The sequence below is a fragment of the Paenibacillus sp. J22R3 genome (genome assembly GCF_056269305.1).
Window position 1 is genome coordinate 1409990 of the sequence record NZ_JBWDNS010000001.1, and the last position, 17495, is coordinate 1427484.

At 52.0% G+C, this 17495-nt stretch carries 18 protein-coding genes; 3 read left to right on the forward strand and 15 right to left on the reverse strand.

Annotated features, from left to right (window positions below; genetic code table 11):
* Positions 1 to 12 precede the first annotated feature (12 nt).
* From ylxM to fabG, 7 genes are all read right to left on the reverse strand, one after another.
* Positions 13 to 339: a YlxM family DNA-binding protein gene (gene ylxM, locus AC0YN4_RS06465; RefSeq protein WP_371264681.1), complete on the reverse strand. Its 327-nt coding sequence runs from the start codon at positions 337 to 339 to the stop codon at positions 13 to 15.
* A gap of 178 nt (positions 340 to 517) precedes the next feature.
* A complete protein-coding gene (ftsY, locus tag AC0YN4_RS06470; protein WP_475779451.1) occupies positions 518 to 1522 on the reverse strand; it encodes a signal recognition particle-docking protein FtsY in 1005 nt (334 codons plus the stop codon).
* 104 nt (positions 1523 to 1626) lie between these two features.
* Entirely contained in the window at positions 1627 to 5205 is a 3579-nt protein-coding gene (gene smc, locus AC0YN4_RS06475) for a chromosome segregation protein SMC (RefSeq protein ID WP_475835421.1), read from the reverse strand.
* A gap of 206 nt (positions 5206 to 5411) precedes the next feature.
* Positions 5412 to 6101, reverse strand: a complete 690-nt coding sequence (rnc, locus tag AC0YN4_RS06480; protein WP_475779449.1) for a ribonuclease III — start codon at positions 6099 to 6101, stop codon at positions 5412 to 5414.
* The gene (gene fabF, locus AC0YN4_RS06485) at positions 6091 to 7332 is read right to left on the reverse strand and encodes a beta-ketoacyl-ACP synthase II (RefSeq protein ID WP_475779448.1); all 1242 of its coding nucleotides are present in this window, start codon (positions 7330 to 7332) and stop codon (positions 6091 to 6093) included. Before fabF ends, rnc begins: the two co-directional genes overlap by 11 nt.
* Before the next feature lie 137 nt (positions 7333 to 7469).
* Positions 7470 to 7706, reverse strand: coding sequence for an acyl carrier protein (gene acpP, locus AC0YN4_RS06490; protein WP_090976600.1), 237 nt, complete (start codon positions 7704 to 7706; stop codon positions 7470 to 7472).
* Between the two features lie 95 nt (positions 7707 to 7801).
* The gene (fabG, locus tag AC0YN4_RS06495) at positions 7802 to 8551 is read right to left on the reverse strand and encodes a 3-oxoacyl-[acyl-carrier-protein] reductase (protein WP_475779447.1); all 750 of its coding nucleotides are present in this window, start codon (positions 8549 to 8551) and stop codon (positions 7802 to 7804) included.
* A 300-nt stretch (positions 8552 to 8851) separates the two neighbouring features.
* On the opposite strand from fabG, the gene AC0YN4_RS06500 reads away from it, so the two are divergent.
* Positions 8852 to 9001 carry a hypothetical protein gene (locus AC0YN4_RS06500; protein ID WP_475835422.1) on the forward strand — a complete coding sequence of 50 codons (150 nt, stop codon included), beginning with the start codon at positions 8852 to 8854 and terminating at the stop codon, positions 8999 to 9001.
* A 112-nt stretch (positions 9002 to 9113) separates the two neighbouring features.
* Here the strand turns inward: AC0YN4_RS06500 and fabD are convergent, their stop codons facing one another.
* The 6 genes from fabD to AC0YN4_RS06530 form a co-directional block, all read right to left on the reverse strand.
* Positions 9114 to 10040: an ACP S-malonyltransferase gene (gene fabD, locus AC0YN4_RS06505; protein WP_475835423.1), complete on the reverse strand. Its 927-nt coding sequence runs from the start codon at positions 10038 to 10040 to the stop codon at positions 9114 to 9116.
* A gap of 63 nt (positions 10041 to 10103) precedes the next feature.
* Positions 10104 to 11090: a beta-ketoacyl-ACP synthase III gene (locus tag AC0YN4_RS06510; protein WP_475835424.1), complete on the reverse strand. Its 987-nt coding sequence runs from the start codon at positions 11088 to 11090 to the stop codon at positions 10104 to 10106.
* An 8-nt stretch (positions 11091 to 11098) separates the two neighbouring features.
* Complete coding sequence (plsX, locus tag AC0YN4_RS06515; protein ID WP_475780089.1) at positions 11099 to 12088, reverse strand: phosphate acyltransferase PlsX; 990 nt, start codon at positions 12086 to 12088, stop codon at positions 11099 to 11101.
* Positions 12072 to 12689, reverse strand: coding sequence for a transcription factor FapR (fapR, locus tag AC0YN4_RS06520; protein WP_090976605.1), 618 nt, complete (start codon positions 12687 to 12689; stop codon positions 12072 to 12074). Before fapR ends, plsX begins: the two co-directional genes overlap by 17 nt.
* 195 nt (positions 12690 to 12884) lie before the next feature.
* Complete coding sequence (gene rpmF / locus AC0YN4_RS06525) at positions 12885 to 13058, reverse strand: 50S ribosomal protein L32 (protein WP_090976607.1); 174 nt, start codon at positions 13056 to 13058, stop codon at positions 12885 to 12887.
* Positions 13059 to 13175: 117 nt separating this feature from the next.
* Positions 13176 to 13676 carry a YceD family protein gene (locus AC0YN4_RS06530; RefSeq protein ID WP_475779444.1) on the reverse strand — a complete coding sequence of 167 codons (501 nt, stop codon included), beginning with the start codon at positions 13674 to 13676 and terminating at the stop codon, positions 13176 to 13178.
* A 115-nt stretch (positions 13677 to 13791) separates the two neighbouring features.
* Here AC0YN4_RS06530 and AC0YN4_RS06535 point away from each other — a divergent pair, with 115 nt between their 5' ends.
* Positions 13792 to 15033 carry a nucleotidyltransferase gene (locus AC0YN4_RS06535; protein ID WP_475835425.1) on the forward strand — a complete coding sequence of 414 codons (1242 nt, stop codon included), beginning with the start codon at positions 13792 to 13794 and terminating at the stop codon, positions 15031 to 15033.
* 100 nt (positions 15034 to 15133) lie between these two features.
* On the forward strand, positions 15134 to 16333 hold the full coding sequence (locus tag AC0YN4_RS06540) for a nucleoside recognition domain-containing protein (protein WP_475835426.1): 1200 nt from the start codon (positions 15134 to 15136) through the stop codon (positions 16331 to 16333).
* Here AC0YN4_RS06540 and coaD read toward each other — a convergent pair.
* Both coaD and rsmD read right to left on the reverse strand, forming a co-directional pair.
* Positions 16330 to 16842 (reverse strand): pantetheine-phosphate adenylyltransferase, encoded by a 513-nt coding sequence (gene coaD / locus AC0YN4_RS06545; RefSeq protein ID WP_475779441.1) that lies wholly within the window; start codon positions 16840 to 16842, stop codon positions 16330 to 16332. The genes AC0YN4_RS06540 and coaD overlap by 4 nt on opposite strands.
* Positions 16843 to 16844: 2 nt before the next feature.
* Positions 16845 to 17429: a 16S rRNA (guanine(966)-N(2))-methyltransferase RsmD gene (gene rsmD, locus AC0YN4_RS06550; RefSeq protein WP_475780088.1), complete on the reverse strand. Its 585-nt coding sequence runs from the start codon at positions 17427 to 17429 to the stop codon at positions 16845 to 16847.
* Between the last annotated feature and the right edge of the window lie 66 nt (positions 17430 to 17495).

Below are 17495 nucleotides of genomic sequence, written 5' to 3' on the forward strand. Positions count from 1 at the left end.
TCCTAGTCGCTGTTATGTAACACCTTGTATATGAGCACGAAAGCTCTGGGTGAGCTTGTGCAGTTCCATACTTAATTCCTTCTGCGTCACAACCTGCTCCACAAGCTCTTCGAGCTGGGCGAGCATGCGCGCTGTCGCTTCATGCTTGGCAAGCAGTTGAAGCTTGCCTTCGTAACTCTCCAGTACCGTCTCTGCACGTTTAACATGCTCATAAACGGCCTGCCTGCTAATATCGAACTCAGCTGCAATTTCGCCAAGTGAATAATCGTCATGAAAATAATATTTCAGAAAGGTTTGCTGTTTCTCCGTCAGCAGCTTCTCGTAGAAGTCAAACAGCATATTAATTCGGTTTGTCTTCGCCAAAGCATCTGCTTCCGGAAGATGAGTTTTCTTCACCGAGGCGTCAGCTTCATGGACCGTCTTCATGCCAGCCACTCCTTTGCGTCAAGGCAAATACCTTTACATCAATTCCACGACGTTTATCATAGCTCAGCGGCCTATAGACTGTCAAGTATATTTACTTGTCACTATCCTCAGTCTCTTCTTCAGCGCTTTGCAGGAGGCCGCCGAACAACGCATGAACGAACTGCTCAGAGTCAAACTCCTGCAAATCATCCATCTTCTCGCCAAGTCCGACGAGCTTCACCGGAAGATCGAGCTCATTACGGATGGCAATGACGATACCGCCTTTCGCCGTCCCGTCGAGCTTCGTCAGCACAAGACCGGTAACGCCGCTCTTCTCGCCGAACAGCTTCGCTTGACTGAGTGCGTTCTGACCGGTTGTCGCATCGAGCACCAGCAGTACTTCATGAGGCGCTGTTGGCACTTCACGCTGAATGACACGGAAAATTTTGTTCAGCTCTTCCATCAGGTTGTGCTTATTCTGTAGTCGGCCCGCCGTATCGCAAAGCAGGACATCTACACCACGCTGCTTAGCCGCGTGGACAGCATCATACATAACTGCCGCAGGATCTGCGCCGGACTCTTGCTTAATAACATCGACGCCAACTCGTTTGCCCCAAACCTCAAGCTGCTCGATCGCGCCGGCACGGAAAGTATCTCCCGCTGCAAGCAATACGCTCTTGCCCTCACTCTTGAACTTGTGGGCCAGCTTGCCGATCGTTGTCGTCTTACCGACACCATTCACGCCGACGAACAAAATAACAGTCATGCCTTGATCAGCCATACGCAGCTCTGCTTTGGCATCGCCTTTAAGCAATTCCACCAGCTTTTCCGAGAGGACAGGCTGCAAGTCGGCTGCATTTTCGATTTTGCGTTTCTTTACTTCGGCACGCAAATCATCGATTAGCTGCATAACCGTATTCACGCCAACATCGGCGCCGATCAGAATTTCTTCAAGCTCTTCGTAGAAAGCTTCGTCGATTTTTTTGCGACGCGTGATCAGCTCTTCGATTTTGCCAACGAACGCCGTTCTGGTCTTCGTCAGTCCTTCTTTGAACTTGGATGTTACCGCTTCGGTTTTCTGGGCAATGCTTTCTTTCAAGCGTTTAAAGAAGCTCATGTTATAGTCCTCCATCCTTTACTTGCAAAAGCCGGGCTGTGACGCAGGGTGCGCCAAGCTCCGGCTTCTCATAGTACGTGTGTATTCGTGAGTTTGATTCTTTTTTATGCTGAGTATGCTTCGTCTTCGTCTTCGAGTCGTACCGATACCAGCTTCGAAACGCCGCCTTCTTCCATTGTGACCCCGTAAAGAACATCTGCTTCTTCCATTGTCCCTTTGCGATGGGTAACGACGATAAATTGCGTCAATTCCGAGAACTCGCGCAAGTATTGCGCAAAGCGTGCAACGTTCGCTTCATCAAGTGCCGCTTCAACCTCATCGAGTACGCAGAACGGAACCGGCTTCACTTGCAGAATTGCAAATAACAGCGCAATCGCCGTTAAAGCACGTTCACCACCGGATAGGAGTTGCAAATTTTGCAGCTTCTTACCGGGAGGTTGAGCAACGATATCGATACCGCTGTCAAGAACCCGCTCCGGATCAACCATAACCAGATCCGCGCGTCCGCCGCCGAACAGCTTCGAGAAGACGACTACGAAATGGCCGCGAATCGCTTCGAACGTCGTACGGAATCGTTTGCCCATCTCTTCATCCATCTCGCGGATAACTTGATACAGCGTTGTCTTGGCTTCGATAAGGTCATTCTTCTGATCGTCCAAGAAGGTGTACCGTTCTTTGACACGCTCATACTCATCGATCGCACCAAGGCTGACTTCGCCTAAGCTTGAAATACGGCGCTTGAGATCACGCACCTCATTCTGTGCAGCCTGCACGTCCTCCGGTACAGGGTAGCGCTCTTTCGCAAGCTCATAGCTGAGCTCATATTCCTCACTCAGCTTGCGAAGCAGGTTGTCCAGCTCGACATCGAGTCGATTCGCTGCAATTTCGATCTGCCGCAATTGATCCTCAATGCTGCGAAGCTGTGCACGCTGCTCCTTCGTCTCACTCTCGCCCTGCTCCAGATCACGAGTTAGCTCTGCACGCTGTGCACGCTTAAGGTCCGTCTGCTCGGAGCAGCCGTCCTTCTTCAGCTTCAGTGCGTTTAGCTGCTCGACTTGCTTCACACTCTCGGTTAGATGCTGCTCGGCATCTTCATCTTGGCGCTGCAGCATTTCACGCAACCCGGCAAGTTCCTGCTTCGCACGACCGATATCCGATCGAACACGTGTAGCTTGATCCTCGAATGACATTTTCTCCTGATCCGTCTTGGCGAACGCGATCTTCAGATCCGTCAATTGATCCTGCAGCTGTTCCTTCGCCGATTCACCGGCTTTCCGGCGATCTTCCGCGGTCCGGATCTCTTCCTGCAATCGAGCCTCTTCCTTGGTCAGCACTTCAAGGCGGGTCTCCGCGTCCTTCGCGGATTGGCTAATCTGCTGTTTCTCGGACTTGTGGCCGGCGCTGTCTGCTTGGAACAGCTGCGCTTGGTCATCCAAGTGACGCTTCTCGTTATCCAGCTGCTGAAGCTCTGCACGGATGTGCTGCTCCTCAATTCGCTGCTTCTCGCCTTGCTCCCGCAGATCATCTACATTCTGATTGCGGATGGATTGCTCCTTGCGCAAATCACTGATTTTGTCGCGAAGTTTAACGAGCTGCCCGTCCGTTGAACGAATCTCTTCGTCCAATTGTTCGATTTGGCGCTGTCTTCCCAGCAGGTTGGCACCTTTCTTCTGGATGCTTCCCCCGGTCATGGATCCGCCGGCATTGACGACATCGCCTTCGAGCGTTACGACGCGGAACCGATATTGGCATTTCGCAGCAATTCGGTTGGCATGCTCCAATGTTTCGGAGATGAGTACGTTGCCGAGCAGACTCTCGGCGATATGCGCATATTTCGCATCACAGGAGATCAGCTCTGCCGCTACGCCTACGAAACCGTCCATTCCCGAGATCGTGCGTTTATCATGCTCCGGAATATGACGTCCACGAATGACATCTAGCGGCAGGAACGTTGCTCGTCCAAGCTGACGCTGCTTCAGGAAGGCAATCGCTGCGCGTGCGCTGCGTTCATCGTTCATGACGACATGCTGGAGCGCTCCGCCGAGCGCAGTCTCAATGGCAAGTTCCACTTTCTCAGGTACGCGAATCAGCTCTGCGACCGCTCCATGTACACCTTCAACACCGCCGCTTGTACGACGCGAAGCTTTCAGGATTTCTTTGACGCCTTGCATAAAGCCGTCCAAATCATCCTGCATTTCCTTCATCGTATCGCGCCTTGAGGTTAGCGCTTCCAGCTTCTGCTCCCATTTGCGCACAGCAGACTGGGCTTCTTCAAGCAGCTTCTGTCCGTTCTGGAGATGCTCCGCTTCGGTAATGTAGCGATTCCGGGCTTTATTAATCTCAGCAAGTGTGGCTTCGAGCCGCTGCTTAAGCTCCATACGTCTGGCACTTACACGCTCATGCTGCTCCTGCCACTTGGAATGCTCGTCACCCAGCCGCTCCATTCTGCGCTGAAGCGCTTCTTCCTGCTGAAGTGCATAACGAATCTCGTTACGCAGCTGCGCCATCGTGCTCAGCACATCCAGCAACTCGCCTTTGAGTGATTCTTCGGCATCGCCGGACGCGGAAGCCGACGTACCAAGAAGCTGCGCCTCTTCTTCAGCAAGCTTGAAGCGAATCGTGTTCAACTCGTTCTCCAATGAAGCCGCTTTGCCGCGGAATTCCGCTTCTTCCTTCGTCAATGCACCGATCCGTTCGTTTTGCGTCGCAATCGTTGCTTCCAGCTGTGTACGATTCTGCTCCAGGTTACGTTTACGTTCTTTGAGTACCTCGCCGTAGCCTTCGCATTTCTCATACTCTTCGCTGTATTGCAGCATCGATTCATGCAAACGATCAAGCGCTTCTTCCAGCTCGCGAAGCTTGAACCGATCTTTCTCCAGCACCGCATCGTGCTTGCTTACTACGGTTGACAAGGACAATTGTTCTTCTTGCAGCTTGCTCATGCGCGTATTGGAATCGCTCCATGAATGATGAACGGTTTCAATGTTATGTACATACATCGAAATTTCGGTCTGCTTCAGCTGTTCCCGCAGCAGCTTGAATTGTTTGGCTTTCTCGGATTGCACGCGCAGCGGCTCAACCTGATCCTCCAGTTCTGTGACCAAATCGTGGATCCGAAGCAGGTTTGTTTCTGTTTCCTCCAGCTTCTTCTGGGCCTCGCGTTTGCGTGATTTATATTTGACGATTCCGGAAGCTTCTTCGAAGATTCCGCGTCGATCCTCGGAGCGCGTACTTAGAATCTCTTCAATACGGCCTTGTCCGATAATGGAATAGGCTTCCTTACCTATCCCCGTATCCATAAACAATTCTGTAATATCTTTCAGTCGGCATGACTGCTTGTTAATCAAATATTCGCTGTCACCGCTGCGATGCACGCGGCGCGTGACCGTCACTTCGTTAAAATCAAGCGGAAGCGCGTTATCGGAATTATCCAACGTGAGCGATACTTCGCCGAAATTGACCGCTTTACGCGCATCGCTTCCCGCGAAAATAATGTCTTCCATCTTGCCGCCACGAAGACTCTTCGCGCTTTGTTCCCCTAATACCCAGCGAATGCTATCGCTAATATTGCTCTTACCACTGCCGTTGGGGCCAACGACCGCCGTGATACCGCGGACGAATTCCAATTCCGTCTTGTCGGCAAACGACTTAAACCCTGCTAATTCTATCCTTTTCAGGAACATCGCTTACCTTCACCTCAACGATTATTGTACCATAACTGTCCCAAAAGGTCAGGTCGAAAAACGTCGAAAATGCCCGAAATCCGCCCTTTACACGCATGAAGCGCATCATAAAGGAAGGCGTTTCCAAGTCCTGTATCCACCTTGCCCTTATAAATGCAAAAAATCCCGGTTACCAGTGGCGACCAGAATTTTGTTTCACATCGATGCTATACCAATTTACGCCATGCTTCTGCGGCTGCTTGCTGCTCGGCTTCCTTCTTCGTTCGGCCTGTACCGGAGCCATAGCTCGTATCCCCGATAAAGACTTCTACAATGAATTCTCGATCATGCGCCGGACCGCGTTCTTCTACAATGCGATATTCGATCGTGCCCATCCCAGCGTGCTGCGCTTTCTCTTGCAGGTTCGATTTGAAATCCTTCACCAGCAAGCCGCCGTCGCTGTCGATATGCGGAAACATATGTGCAGTCAGAAACGCACGAACCGCATCCAAGCCCTGATCCAAATAAATGGCACCTACAAATGCTTCGAATAAATCTGCAAGCAGTGCAGGACGTTGGCGCCCGCCCAGCTGCTCCTCACCGCGTCCGAGAAGAACATGGGAGCCTAAATCCAGCAGATCCGCAAACCGTGCAAGTGAAGGTTCACAAACGATCGAAGCCCGCATGCGAGTCAGCTGACCTTCCGGTCGTTCCGGAAATGTCTTGTACAGAAACTCGGAAACGGTTAACTGTAGAATCGCATCGCCCAGAAACTCCAGCCGTTCATTGTGCTCCATGGCGGTTTGACGGTGTTCGTTCACATATGAGGTATGTGTAAATGCTTGTCTAAGAAGTCGGATGGTACGAAAATGGAGCTGCAGACGTTGCTGCAGCTCATCAAACTTATCATGCTTCATATTTTCTCATCACGATCGTTGCGTTATGACCGCCGAATCCGAAGGAATTGGACAATGCATAAGTAAGATCGGCTTTACGCGGAGTATTCGGCACGTAATCGAGATCGCATTCCGGGTCTTGATTCTCCAGGTTGATCGTCGGAGGAATAATGCCATTCTGCAGGGAAAGACCCAGTATAACGGCTTCCACACCGCCGGCCGCGCCAAGCAAGTGACCGGTCATCGACTTCGTAGAGCTTACAGCCAGCTTGTAGGCATGCTCGCCGAATGTTTTCTTGATGGCCGTTGTCTCGGACTTGTCACCAACCGGAGTCGATGTTCCGTGTGCATTAATGTAGTCGATTTGGGACGGTTCGATTCCGCCGTCGCGAAGAGCTTTCACCATACAACGAGCAGCGCCATCCGGATCAGGCTCTGTCATATGATAAGCGTCGCCGCTCATACCATAACCGACGATTTCCGCATAAATGCGAGCGCCGCGTTTCTGTGCATGTTCCAGCGATTCCAGAATCAACACGCCTGAGCCTTCGCCCATAACGAATCCGTCGCGGTCCACATCGAAAGGACGGGAAGCCTTAGTCGGCTCATCGTTTCTTGTCGACATTGCACGCAAGGAACAGAATCCGGCCATACCTGTCGGTCTGATTGTCGCTTCAGCGCCGCCGCAAATCATGACATCGGCGTCACCGCGTTGAATCATTTTGTAGGAATCGCCAATGGAATGCGTTCCTGTTGCACAAGCTGTAACCGCAGTGCTGTTGGGACCTTTAGCTCCGGTAATCATCGAAACTTGGCCGGAAGCCATGTTCGCAATCATCATCGGAATAAAGAATGGGCTGACGCGCTTCGGACCTTTCTCCAGCAAAATATTATGCTGGTCTTCCCAAGTGCCCAGACCGCCGATACCAGAGCCGATCATGACGCCAACGCGTTCTGCATCTACTTCTTCGCCGATGTTCAATGCGGCATCTTTAACAGCCAGTGTGCTCGCAACAACTGCGAATTGCACGAAACGGTCCATCCGACGCGCTTCTTTCTTATCAATTTGATAATCTTCCGGGTTAAAGTTCTTGATTTCTGCGGCAATTCGAGTCGGATACTCAGAAACGTCGAAAGCTTCCACTAACGAGACGCCTGATTTCCCTTCCATTAAATTACCCCAAAACGTATTCAAATCGGAACCGAGCGAAGTCATAACCCCCATGCCCGTAACGACTACTCTCTGTGTCATACCTATTCACCTCTGATGGGAAACCCAATTGGTTAATCTATCTATAAAAACGCTAATGCGCTTACAGCAGTTATAATGGCAAAGCACATGAATATGGAGAGAAGTCCCGCCTATAACAACGGGACTAATCATTTGTATTACTTAGCTAGAGAAGCTATGTAGTTCACTACTTCTCCCACACTGGTAATTTTCTCTGCATCTTCATCAGAGATTTCCATATCGAATTCATCTTCCAGCTCCATGACAAGTTCAACGACATCAAGAGAGTCAGCTCCAAGATCTTCTTTGAAAGAAGCCTCAAGAGACACCTCCGACTCGTCAACGCCAAGGCGGTCGACAACGATGCGCTTCACACGATCAAATACATCGGACATCCGGTTCACCTCCTCCATGGTATTATACGAGAATTGCGGACAAATTGCCATACCGACCATGTCCAAGCGGCGTCCCTGCGGACATTCCGCCTAGATTACATGTACATGCCGCCATCCACGTGAATCGTCTGTCCGGTCATGTATCCCGCCGCGTTTGACGCAAGGAAACGAACGGCAGCAGCAATATCCTGCGGGTCGCCGAGCCTTGCAAGCGGGATGTCCGCAGCAAGCTTCTCACGCATTTCTTGCGGCAATTTGTCTGTCATATCGGTTTGAATAAAGCCCGGTGCGACACAGTTCACTGTGATTCCACGAGAAGCCAGCTCGCGAGCTGACGCTTTCGTGAGACCGATTACGCCTGCTTTCGCAGCCACATAGTTAGCCTGCCCCGGATTGCCCAGAACACCTACAACGGACGAAATATTGATGATGCGGCCTGAACGCTGCTTCATCATTTGTCGAGTAACGGCTTTAATGCCATTGAAAACACCTTTAAGGTTTGTTTCGATGACTTGGTCGAACTCTTCTTCCTTCATCCGCATGATAAGGTTGTCGCGCGTAATGCCTGCATTGTTGACCAAAATATCGATGCAACCGAATGTTTCCACTACCTGCTTGACCATGCCGTCGAACTCATCGGTCTTGCCTACGTTAGCTTTCAGCACCAGCGTGCGGCGGCCGAGCGCCTGGATTGTTTCCGCTGTTTCTGCTGCTGCCGCTTCACTGCCGGAATAGTTGATTGCTACGTCTGCGCCGGCTTCTGCCAATGCGATTGCAATGGATCGGCCGATTCCGCGGGATGCTCCTGTTACTAAGGCGATTTTTCCAGAGAGATCTGCAAACATTGAGAACCTACCTCCTAACCTTTAATTACCCCCTAAATCCCCCTATATAGGGGGACCCCAAGGGTCTCCGACCCTCTGGACACCCGGAAGGTATAACGTTTGTGCTGCAGAGTACCGCTCGCGAGTGTTGTACGTGCGGGTCCTCGCTTTCGTCCCATTCGGGACACGCTTTACTTTTGGCGCCGTTTAGCTACCTGTTGTCCCATTCGGGACACATGGTAACGTAGACCGCTCCAGAGACGCGTGGGTGGAGGTTCGTGCTTTTGCTCGCTTTCGTCCCATTCGGGACACGCTTTACTTTTGGTCGGGCGTTTTGACAGCCTGCGCCTGCGGCTGGCTTTGTTGGCCGGCCGCTTCGCCTTCGCCGGACAGGTCAAGGGCATGGTGCATGCGGCACCACGAGGCATTGACAGCCTGCGCCTGCGGCTGGCTTCTTGTACCGGCGGTTAAGTCTTCGCCGGGTAGATCAAGAGCATGGCACCTGCGGTGCCACAGGGCTGTTCGCCTGATTGGCGAATTAGACCGACCAAAAGACCAAGACCACCTGGCCGCAAGCGGCTTGTTAAAGGACAGCTGCTTTGAGCGAGTCTAGGCTGTTGATCGAGATGATGTTGACGGTTTTGTCGATCTTCTTGATTAGGCCGGCTAGCACGGAGCCTGATCCGATTTCGACGAAGGTGTCTACACCTTGCTCGATCAAGTAGCGTACGCTGTCTTCCCAGAGCACCGGCGAGTAAACTTGCTCGGCTAGGAGTTTGCGGATTTCGTCTGCGTTTGTTACCGGCTGAGCCGTTACGTTTGCAATGACGGGTATGGAAGCATCGCTAAGTGAAATAGCTGCCAGTACGCCTTCGAGGCGATCGGCTGCTGGTTTCATTAGCGAGGAGTGGAACGGTCCGCTTACTTCGAGCGGGATGACGCGTTTGGCTCCTGCTTCTTTACCGCGTTCGACTACGCCCTGTACGCCTGCGGCTGTGCCGGAGACTACGATTTGGCCGGGGCAGTTGACGTTAGCCAGCTCCACTTCGCCTACTTCGGAAGATACTGCTGCGCAAAGTGCTGCAAGCGCTTCGCGTTCTGCGCCTAATACGGCCGCCATTGCGCCTTGACCGCTTGGCACGGCTTGCTCCATGAACTCACCGCGAGCGCGTACGGTACGCACCGCATCTTGGTAAGACAAGGTGCCTGCTGCGACGAGTGCGCTGTATTCGCCTAGGCTGTGGCCAGCTACGAAGTCCGGCTTTAAGCCGCTGTCTTTCAATGCTTCCAGCAGAGCAATGCTTACGGCAAGAAGTGCCGGCTGCGTATTCGCGGTTTGTTTCAACTGCTCTTCAGGTCCGTTAAAAATAATATCGCTCAGTTTAAAGCCGAGCGCTTCGTCCGCAGCGTCAATTACAGCTTTCGATGCGTCGAATGCTTCATATACGTCTTTGCCCATGCCGACGGCTTGCGCCCCCTGACCGGGAAAAACAAACGCGATTTTACCCAAGCTTCACTGCACCTCCGTGCTTTTCAATGAATCTGAATATGCATATATAATGGCATTGCCTCATTACCAAACAAGAACGGATGCGCCCCAAGTTAAGCCGCCTCCGAAGCCAACCAGCACCAGGTGATCGCCTTCCTTCACACGGTTCTGTTCAACCGCCTCCGCAAGAGCAATCGGAATCGACGCTGCCGACACGTTGCCGTACTTATCCAAATTAATCATGCACTTCTCTTCCGATAGATCCAGACGGTTAAGTGCAGATTGAATGATCCGGATGTTCGCTTGATGCGGAATGAGCAGGTCAATCTTGCTTTTGTCGAGACCTGCTTTGCGAAGCGCCTCTTCAGCTGCGTTCCCCATGATCCGCACCGCAAATTTATAGACCTCATTGCCGGCCATATAAATATAATGCTGCTTGTTCTCGATGCTCTCCGGTGAGGAAGGAGTACGGGAGCCGCCTGCACACACTTTCAGCAATTCACCGCCGGCGCCATCTGCACCAAGCTCGAATGAACGGAACCCCCGGCCTTCAGCCACTTGCCCAAGAACAACCGCACCTGCACCATCGCCGAACAAAATGCATGTGTTGCGGTCTGTATAATCCGTAATCCGGGAAAGACATTCTGCTCCAACGACCAGAACATGCTTGTACATACCCGTCGCGATCATATTTGACGCCGTTGCAAGACCGTAGATAAAGCCCGAGCAAGCCGCAGATAAATCAAAGGCAGCAGCTTTCTTAGCACCGAGCTTCTCTTGCAGCAAACAAGCCGTCGAAGGGAAGAACATATCCGGTGTGATGGTTGCTACGATGATCAAGTCCAGCTCTTCTGCCGAAATGCCTGCTGCATCGAGCGCTTTCTTGGATGCATGCAGCGCCAAGTCCGATGTTGCCTGATCCGGAGCAGCAATACGGCGTTCACGCATGCCGGTCCGCGTTACGATCCACTCGTCATTCGTTTCTACCATTTGTTCCAAATCTTTATTCGTCAAAATGCGTTCCGGCACATATTTGCCTGTGCCGATAATGCCTACGGGATGTAGCTGCATGGTCCCACTCACTTCCTGCTAATTTCCGCTGCAATAGATGATATTAAATTGCTCTCGATTGCTAATTTCGCTTGACGCACGGCGTTCTTAACCGCCTTCACATCCGAGGAGCCGTGACATTTTACGACCAGACCGTTTACACCAAGAAGGGGCGCACCGCCATGTTCCTTATAATCCATTTTGTTCCGAAGCGCTCTGAGCTTAGGCTGCACGATAGCTGCCGCAAGTTTGGATAACAGCGAGCTCGTGAACACGTCACGCATGGTTTTGAACAATGTTCCTGCCGTACCTTCCATCGCTTTGAGCATGATATTGCCGGCAAAACCGTCGCAAATCAGCACATCGCAATTACGCAGCAGGACATCGCGTGCCTCGACATTCCCGATAAAATGTATCGGAGCCGTTTCCAGCAGCTCATAAGCCGCCTTTGTAAGCTCGTTGCCTTTCATCGCTTCTGTTCCCACATTGAGCAGACCAACGCGAGGTTTATCCATGCCATTCATCTTACTGCGATATAAGCTGCCCATGATGGCATATTGCAGCAGATGCTCTGGTTTGGCATCCATGTTCGCACCAAGATCGAGCGCGAGAACGCCTTTATCATCCATAGTCGGGAGCATCGTGACGAGCGCAGGGCGCTCAATGCCTTCCATCCGTCCTACTACCAGAAGTCCCGTGGTCATCAGTGCACCGGTGTTACCGGCTGAAAGCATCGCTTCCGCTTTGCCTTCGCGCACCAGCTGTCCGGCCATGACCATCGAAGAATTCTTCTTCCGACGAACGGCTTTAACCGGTTCATCATCAGGACCGATTACATCCTCCGCGTGTAGAATCTCAATGTTCGAGGGGCGCTTAGAACCAAGATGCACTTCAATCTGAGCCGTATCCCCAACGAGAATCAAGTGTACTGCCGGCCATTCAAGTGCTGCTTCCAGCGCTCCCTGAACAATCAGAGAAGGAGCGTGGTCGCCCCCCATCGCGTCAATTGCGATCCGCACCATCCATTCCTCCTTCGATACCCGGTTCGCCTGCGCCTGCGGAACGATAGATGACAAAATGGCCTTGGAACACCAATTCGTCAGCTACGTACGAGCAAACCTCAACCTTTGCTTTGCTGCGGCCGCCGGAACGAACGTAAGCTTTGGCGATGCATTTCTCACCAAGCTTCACGGATCGTACGAATCTAATGTCAGCTGTTGCCGTTAAAGCAATTTCATCGTTAATCACCGCTACCGCGAGTGAGTTCGCTTGTGCAAAGACATGATGACCGCGTGCGATGCCGGTTCTTGAAAATACATGCTCTTCCTTAATTTCAAAAATAGAAATACCGCTGTTATCCAGCTGCAAATCCACTATATCCCCGATTACCTCATGCAGCGGCAGTGAACGGACGGCGTCATACGAACGCTCCGCCATCAGCTTCATTCTCTCTCGCAGCTCGGGTATGCCAAGCTCCAGCCGGTCAAGCCGCACCGTTTGGATGCTTACTTTCAACTGACGTGTCAGCTCCTGATCCGTTATGAACGGATTATCCTCAATAAGTCCGGTCAGCAGCTGATGCCTTTGTCTTTTCGGAAGACGTTCGATGGTCCGCACCACCTTTGCCTAATGTTCTAAGTATGTACCTCGGCTGATTATCGTACACCATGTTTGAGCACACTGATTACAATCAGCTATTATAACCAGGTACTAATAGTATAGTCAAGAAAGCAGCCGAGCGCAATGTTTGACCGCCATTTCGGGCAAAAAAATAGCACTTCATCACGGGATGAAGTACTATTACTACGCTTATAACTATTGTTTGATGATCTCTCTTGATTTGTAAGTTCCGCACACTTTGCATACCCGGTGAGCCAATTTCAACTCTCCGCATTGATCGCATTTAATCATACCCGGCACCGCGAGTTTAAAGTGCGTACGACGTTTGTCACGACGTGTTTTAGATGTTCTACGTTGTGGTACTGCCATGTTTCCCACCTCCTTAACAGAATTCCAACCTTCTTCCGGATCAAAAACGGAATAGATATTCCCCTTATGATCCTTGGAACAAAACGAAATTCAAAATCAGCGAATTCCGTTTTGTTCCTACTTAAACAAATCTTTCAACGCGGCTAGTCTGGGATCGATATCGTCCTTTTGGCATCCGCAATTTGTCTCATTTAAGTTGGTGCCGCATGTGTGGCAAAGTCCTTTGCAGTCCTCTGAACAAAGCGGTACGAAAGGCAAAGCGAGCATCAGCATCTCTTCAAGAAATGGCTCAAACTCAAGCTTGTCCTCCTCCACCGGAATGATTTCTTCTTCCTCAGATCCGTCTAAAGCGGCTTTCGGCTTGAAACGCTCGTGAAACGGAACGACAACATGTTCTTTCGTCGACTCCAAACACCGCGAGCATGCAAGATCGACATCAACGGACAGTTCGCCCTCCACATGAGCAATACCATCTCCGCCCCAAGCTGTCATGTTGACTTGCATAGGGTCTGCATGTAATACGTCTTTACGAACTTGCAGCAGCCAATCCGTATTTAAGCTAGACTGAGTGGGAACTTTCAATCCTTTGGCGATTAATTCCCGGACATAAATCTCCATACCATCACTCCAAACAAACAAAGTTTATTATATCGACTATTGAATCGTTTTGTCAACATTTTCACGCCGTGATATAGTGAAAAAATACCCTATCCCCTTTTGGAGGCTTACATTCATGCGAACCGTCGGGCTCATTGTCGAGTATAACCCATTTCATAACGGACATCACTATCATTTGCAGCAATCGCTCAAAATAACGGAAAGCGACGCCGTCATCGCCGTCATGAGCGGCCACTTCCTGCAGCGCGGCGAACCTGCGCTGCTTAATAAATGGACGCGCACCGAGATGGCGCTGCGCGGAGGCTGCGACGTCGTCATCGAGCTGCCTGTCGCCTATTCTACGCAGGCGGCAGAATGGTTCGGCTACGGCGCGGTCGCGCTTCTAGAGGCGACAGGCGTCGTAAACGCGCTCTGCTTCGGCAGCGAGGCCGGCGAGATTGATCCGCTGCGCCGAGTTGCCCGGCTGCTCGCGCATGAGCCGGCGGCCTTCAGCGCGCTCATGGCGGATTGCCTGCGGAGCGGCGCCAGCTATCCCGCAGCTTACAGCGAAGCTGTGCGCTTGTATATGGAAGCGGCCGGCGATGCTGAAGCGGCTGCTTTCCCGCTTGCCCAGCCGAACAACACGCTGGGGCTGCATTATTTGCTTGCGCTTGAACGGCTTGGCAGCGCAATAGAGCCTTTCTCTCTTAAGCGCGAGAAGGCCGGCTACTCGCAGACGACCATTACGGATGCGCAAATCGCAAGCGCTACGGCGATCCGCAAGTTGACGCTTGAGGCCGCTTCCCCCGAAGGAGCCGCACCTTACGTGCCGCGTTCAACACTCGAGCTGCTGCTGCGCGATCATGCGATCGGCAGAGGGCGTAACAGTTGGGAGCAATATATGTCGCAGCTGTTTCATAAGCTCGCCAGCGAGTCGACAACCACACTTGGCAGCTATCACGAAATGACCGAAGGCTTGGAATATCGGCTGAAGAAGACACTCCCTGCGCTCGATACGCTTGCCTTTGAACCATTGCTCGATAAACTAAAGACGAAACGCTACACGCGTACGAAACTTCAGCGCGCGCTGCTCTCCATACTGCTCGGACATTCGAAGGAACTTTTATCACCGGAGCGACTGCGCACCGGCATTCAATACATAAGAATACTCGGATACAGCCCTCGAGGGCAAGAGCTGCTTAAGCGAATGCGCAAGTCAGCCAAGCTTCCGATCTTAAACAGCGCTGCGAGGTCACAGCAAGCCGATCCCTATCTCGAGCTTGATGTTCAAGCTACTTCGGTATATGCGCTCGGTTGGCCGGATGCAAGCCCTCGTGATCTCTTCCGCGACTATTACGAGAGACCGATCACAATCTAAGACGGATTCCATGACTTAGGTCTATCCTTACGCAGACAAGCGTAAAAATGTAGTGGCTGTGTTTGTCCCAGTCACTACATGAACCAATGGAGTGAAACCCATGACGCGAACCATCATGCTCGCATGTTTGTCGATATTGCTCGTCGCTTCTATTATCCTTCGGCCGGGCGAAGCCTTTCAAGCGTCCTTGCAAGGGCTCACTGTCTGGTGGAATCTCGTCTTCCCCGGACTGCTCCCATTCCTTACTTTACTTGAGCTGATGCTCGCCTTCGGCGCGATTCACGGCTTCGGAGCGTTGCTTCAGCCGCTCATGCGCAAGCTGTTTCGTCTGCCTGGCGAAGCCGGCATTGCGATAGCACTGGGATGGTCCGGAGGTTTCCCCTGCGGTGCGGAGACGACAGCCGCGCTTCGTCGCAGCGAAACGGTAACCGCCCCCGAAGGACAGAGACTGCTCGCACTGACACATATGCCAAGCCCTCTGTTCATGCTTCTCGTCGTCGGAGCAGGCTTCTTAAAACAACCGGCAGTCGGGGCCGCAATTGCCGCAGCCGTATGGGTCTCCGCACTGCTCACAGCATTCCTTCACGCTCGTTTCACCAAACCTAAACCTGCCGCTTCAAGCAAGCAATCTCAGCCATCTGCATCCCTGTCCACACTGCTGAAACAAGCGGCGGTCGCCATGCTGGCCGCAAGAAAACGCGATGGCCGAACCTTCGGCAAAGTGCTTGGCGATTCCGTTACCATCTCCGTCTACAAGCTGATGGCCATTGGCGGCTTCATGATGTTCGGTGCCGTTCTCGTTAAGCTCATACAGCCGCTGCTGCCTCAAGGTACGCCTGCTTTCCTGCTGCCCGGGCTAATCGAAAGCCATATCGGCACGTACGCTGCGGCTTCATCGACTTTCACAGGCGGACTGCCTTGGAACGCGGCAGCTATCGCAGCCGTACTCAGCTTCGGCGGCTTAAGCGCCCTCCTCCAAGCCGGCAGCGCCATCACCGGTACCGGCTTATCTCTGAAGCGGCTCGCCGCTACACGGCTCATTCAGAGCCTGCTCGCATTCATCCTTACCCTTGCAGCATGGAATCCGATGACTTCACTGCTCGGACGCATCGTCCCTGCTGCCGCTCCTGTTATGGAACAAACCGAAAAGACAGGCGCCGCCTCGAATGCAATCATCCACGCGGGTGATTTACATTCACTGTGGCCGTATACACCTGTCCTGTTGGTACTATTCCTCTTCATCTTGCTGGCACTCTTGATCGCTTCTATGCTGGCCGTACCTCAATCAAAGACCAATTAATCCTGATCCGCATATTTGGCAATCAGCGCTTCTCGCACCTCATCAGGCACCAGGTCCTGAACGTTACCTTTAAACTTAGCAATTTCTTTCACGATACTGGAGCTCAAATACGAATATTTGGGATTTGTCATCATAAATATCGTCTCGATTTCGCCATCAAGCTGATGATTGGTCGAAGCCATCTGGAGCTCATATTCAAAGTCCGTAACCGATCGAATACCGCGCACGATACAATCCGCATTGCGCGAGCGCATGAAATTAACGAGCAGATCACGGAAGCTGTCGATCGTCACGTTCGGCAGTTCTTTGGTGATTTCGGTTAACAGCGCTTTGCGCTCCTCCACCGTAAACAGCGGATTTTTGCTGGAATTGTTCAGGACCGCAACGATCAAATGATCAAACTGCTTTGCCGCGCGTTTAATAATATCCAAATGCCCGCATGTAACAGGATCAAAGCTGCCCGGATATACGGCAACTCGCTGTTTCGGCATTCCTGTTGGTGTCGTCATGCTTACGCCTCCATATGTACATTCGACTCTGCAATCTTCTCAAACCGGTAAATAGTCACTGCCGTGTCGCCATACTTCGAATGTCTGATCTGCCGGAATACATCCATCGTCTCCGGATAAACATGGTCAGCATCATGCTCGACGACGATCGTCGCGGCAGTGAGGAGCAGATCGCGTTCTGCCAGCTCATTCATTAAACTGTCCATTTCTTTCATTCGGTAAGGCGGGTCAAGAAAAACGAGCTCAAACTTAAGTCCGCGCTTCGCCAGTGCTTTCACCGCTCGCACAGCCTCCGTACGATAAATTTCCGCTTGTTCCGCCAACCCGGCAGCCTGCACATTTTGCTTGATAATCTCAATGCTTCCTCCGTCCAAATCGACAAAAACCGCGCGTTCCATCCCTCTGCTTAACGACTCAATACCTAACCCCCCGGTACCGGCGAAGAGATCAAGTACAAGCCCGCCATCGAAGAAGGGACCAATCATACTGAAAATCGCTTCTTTAACTTTATCGGTTGTCGGACGAGTATTCTTACCCGGCACTGCCTTTAAGGTCCGGCCTTTCGCCGTGCCTGCAATTACTCTCAAAGCTGCTCTTGCCCCTTTCACCTTAGCCATCCTTACTGCTGCTTGTATCGTACCACAATTAGGCCG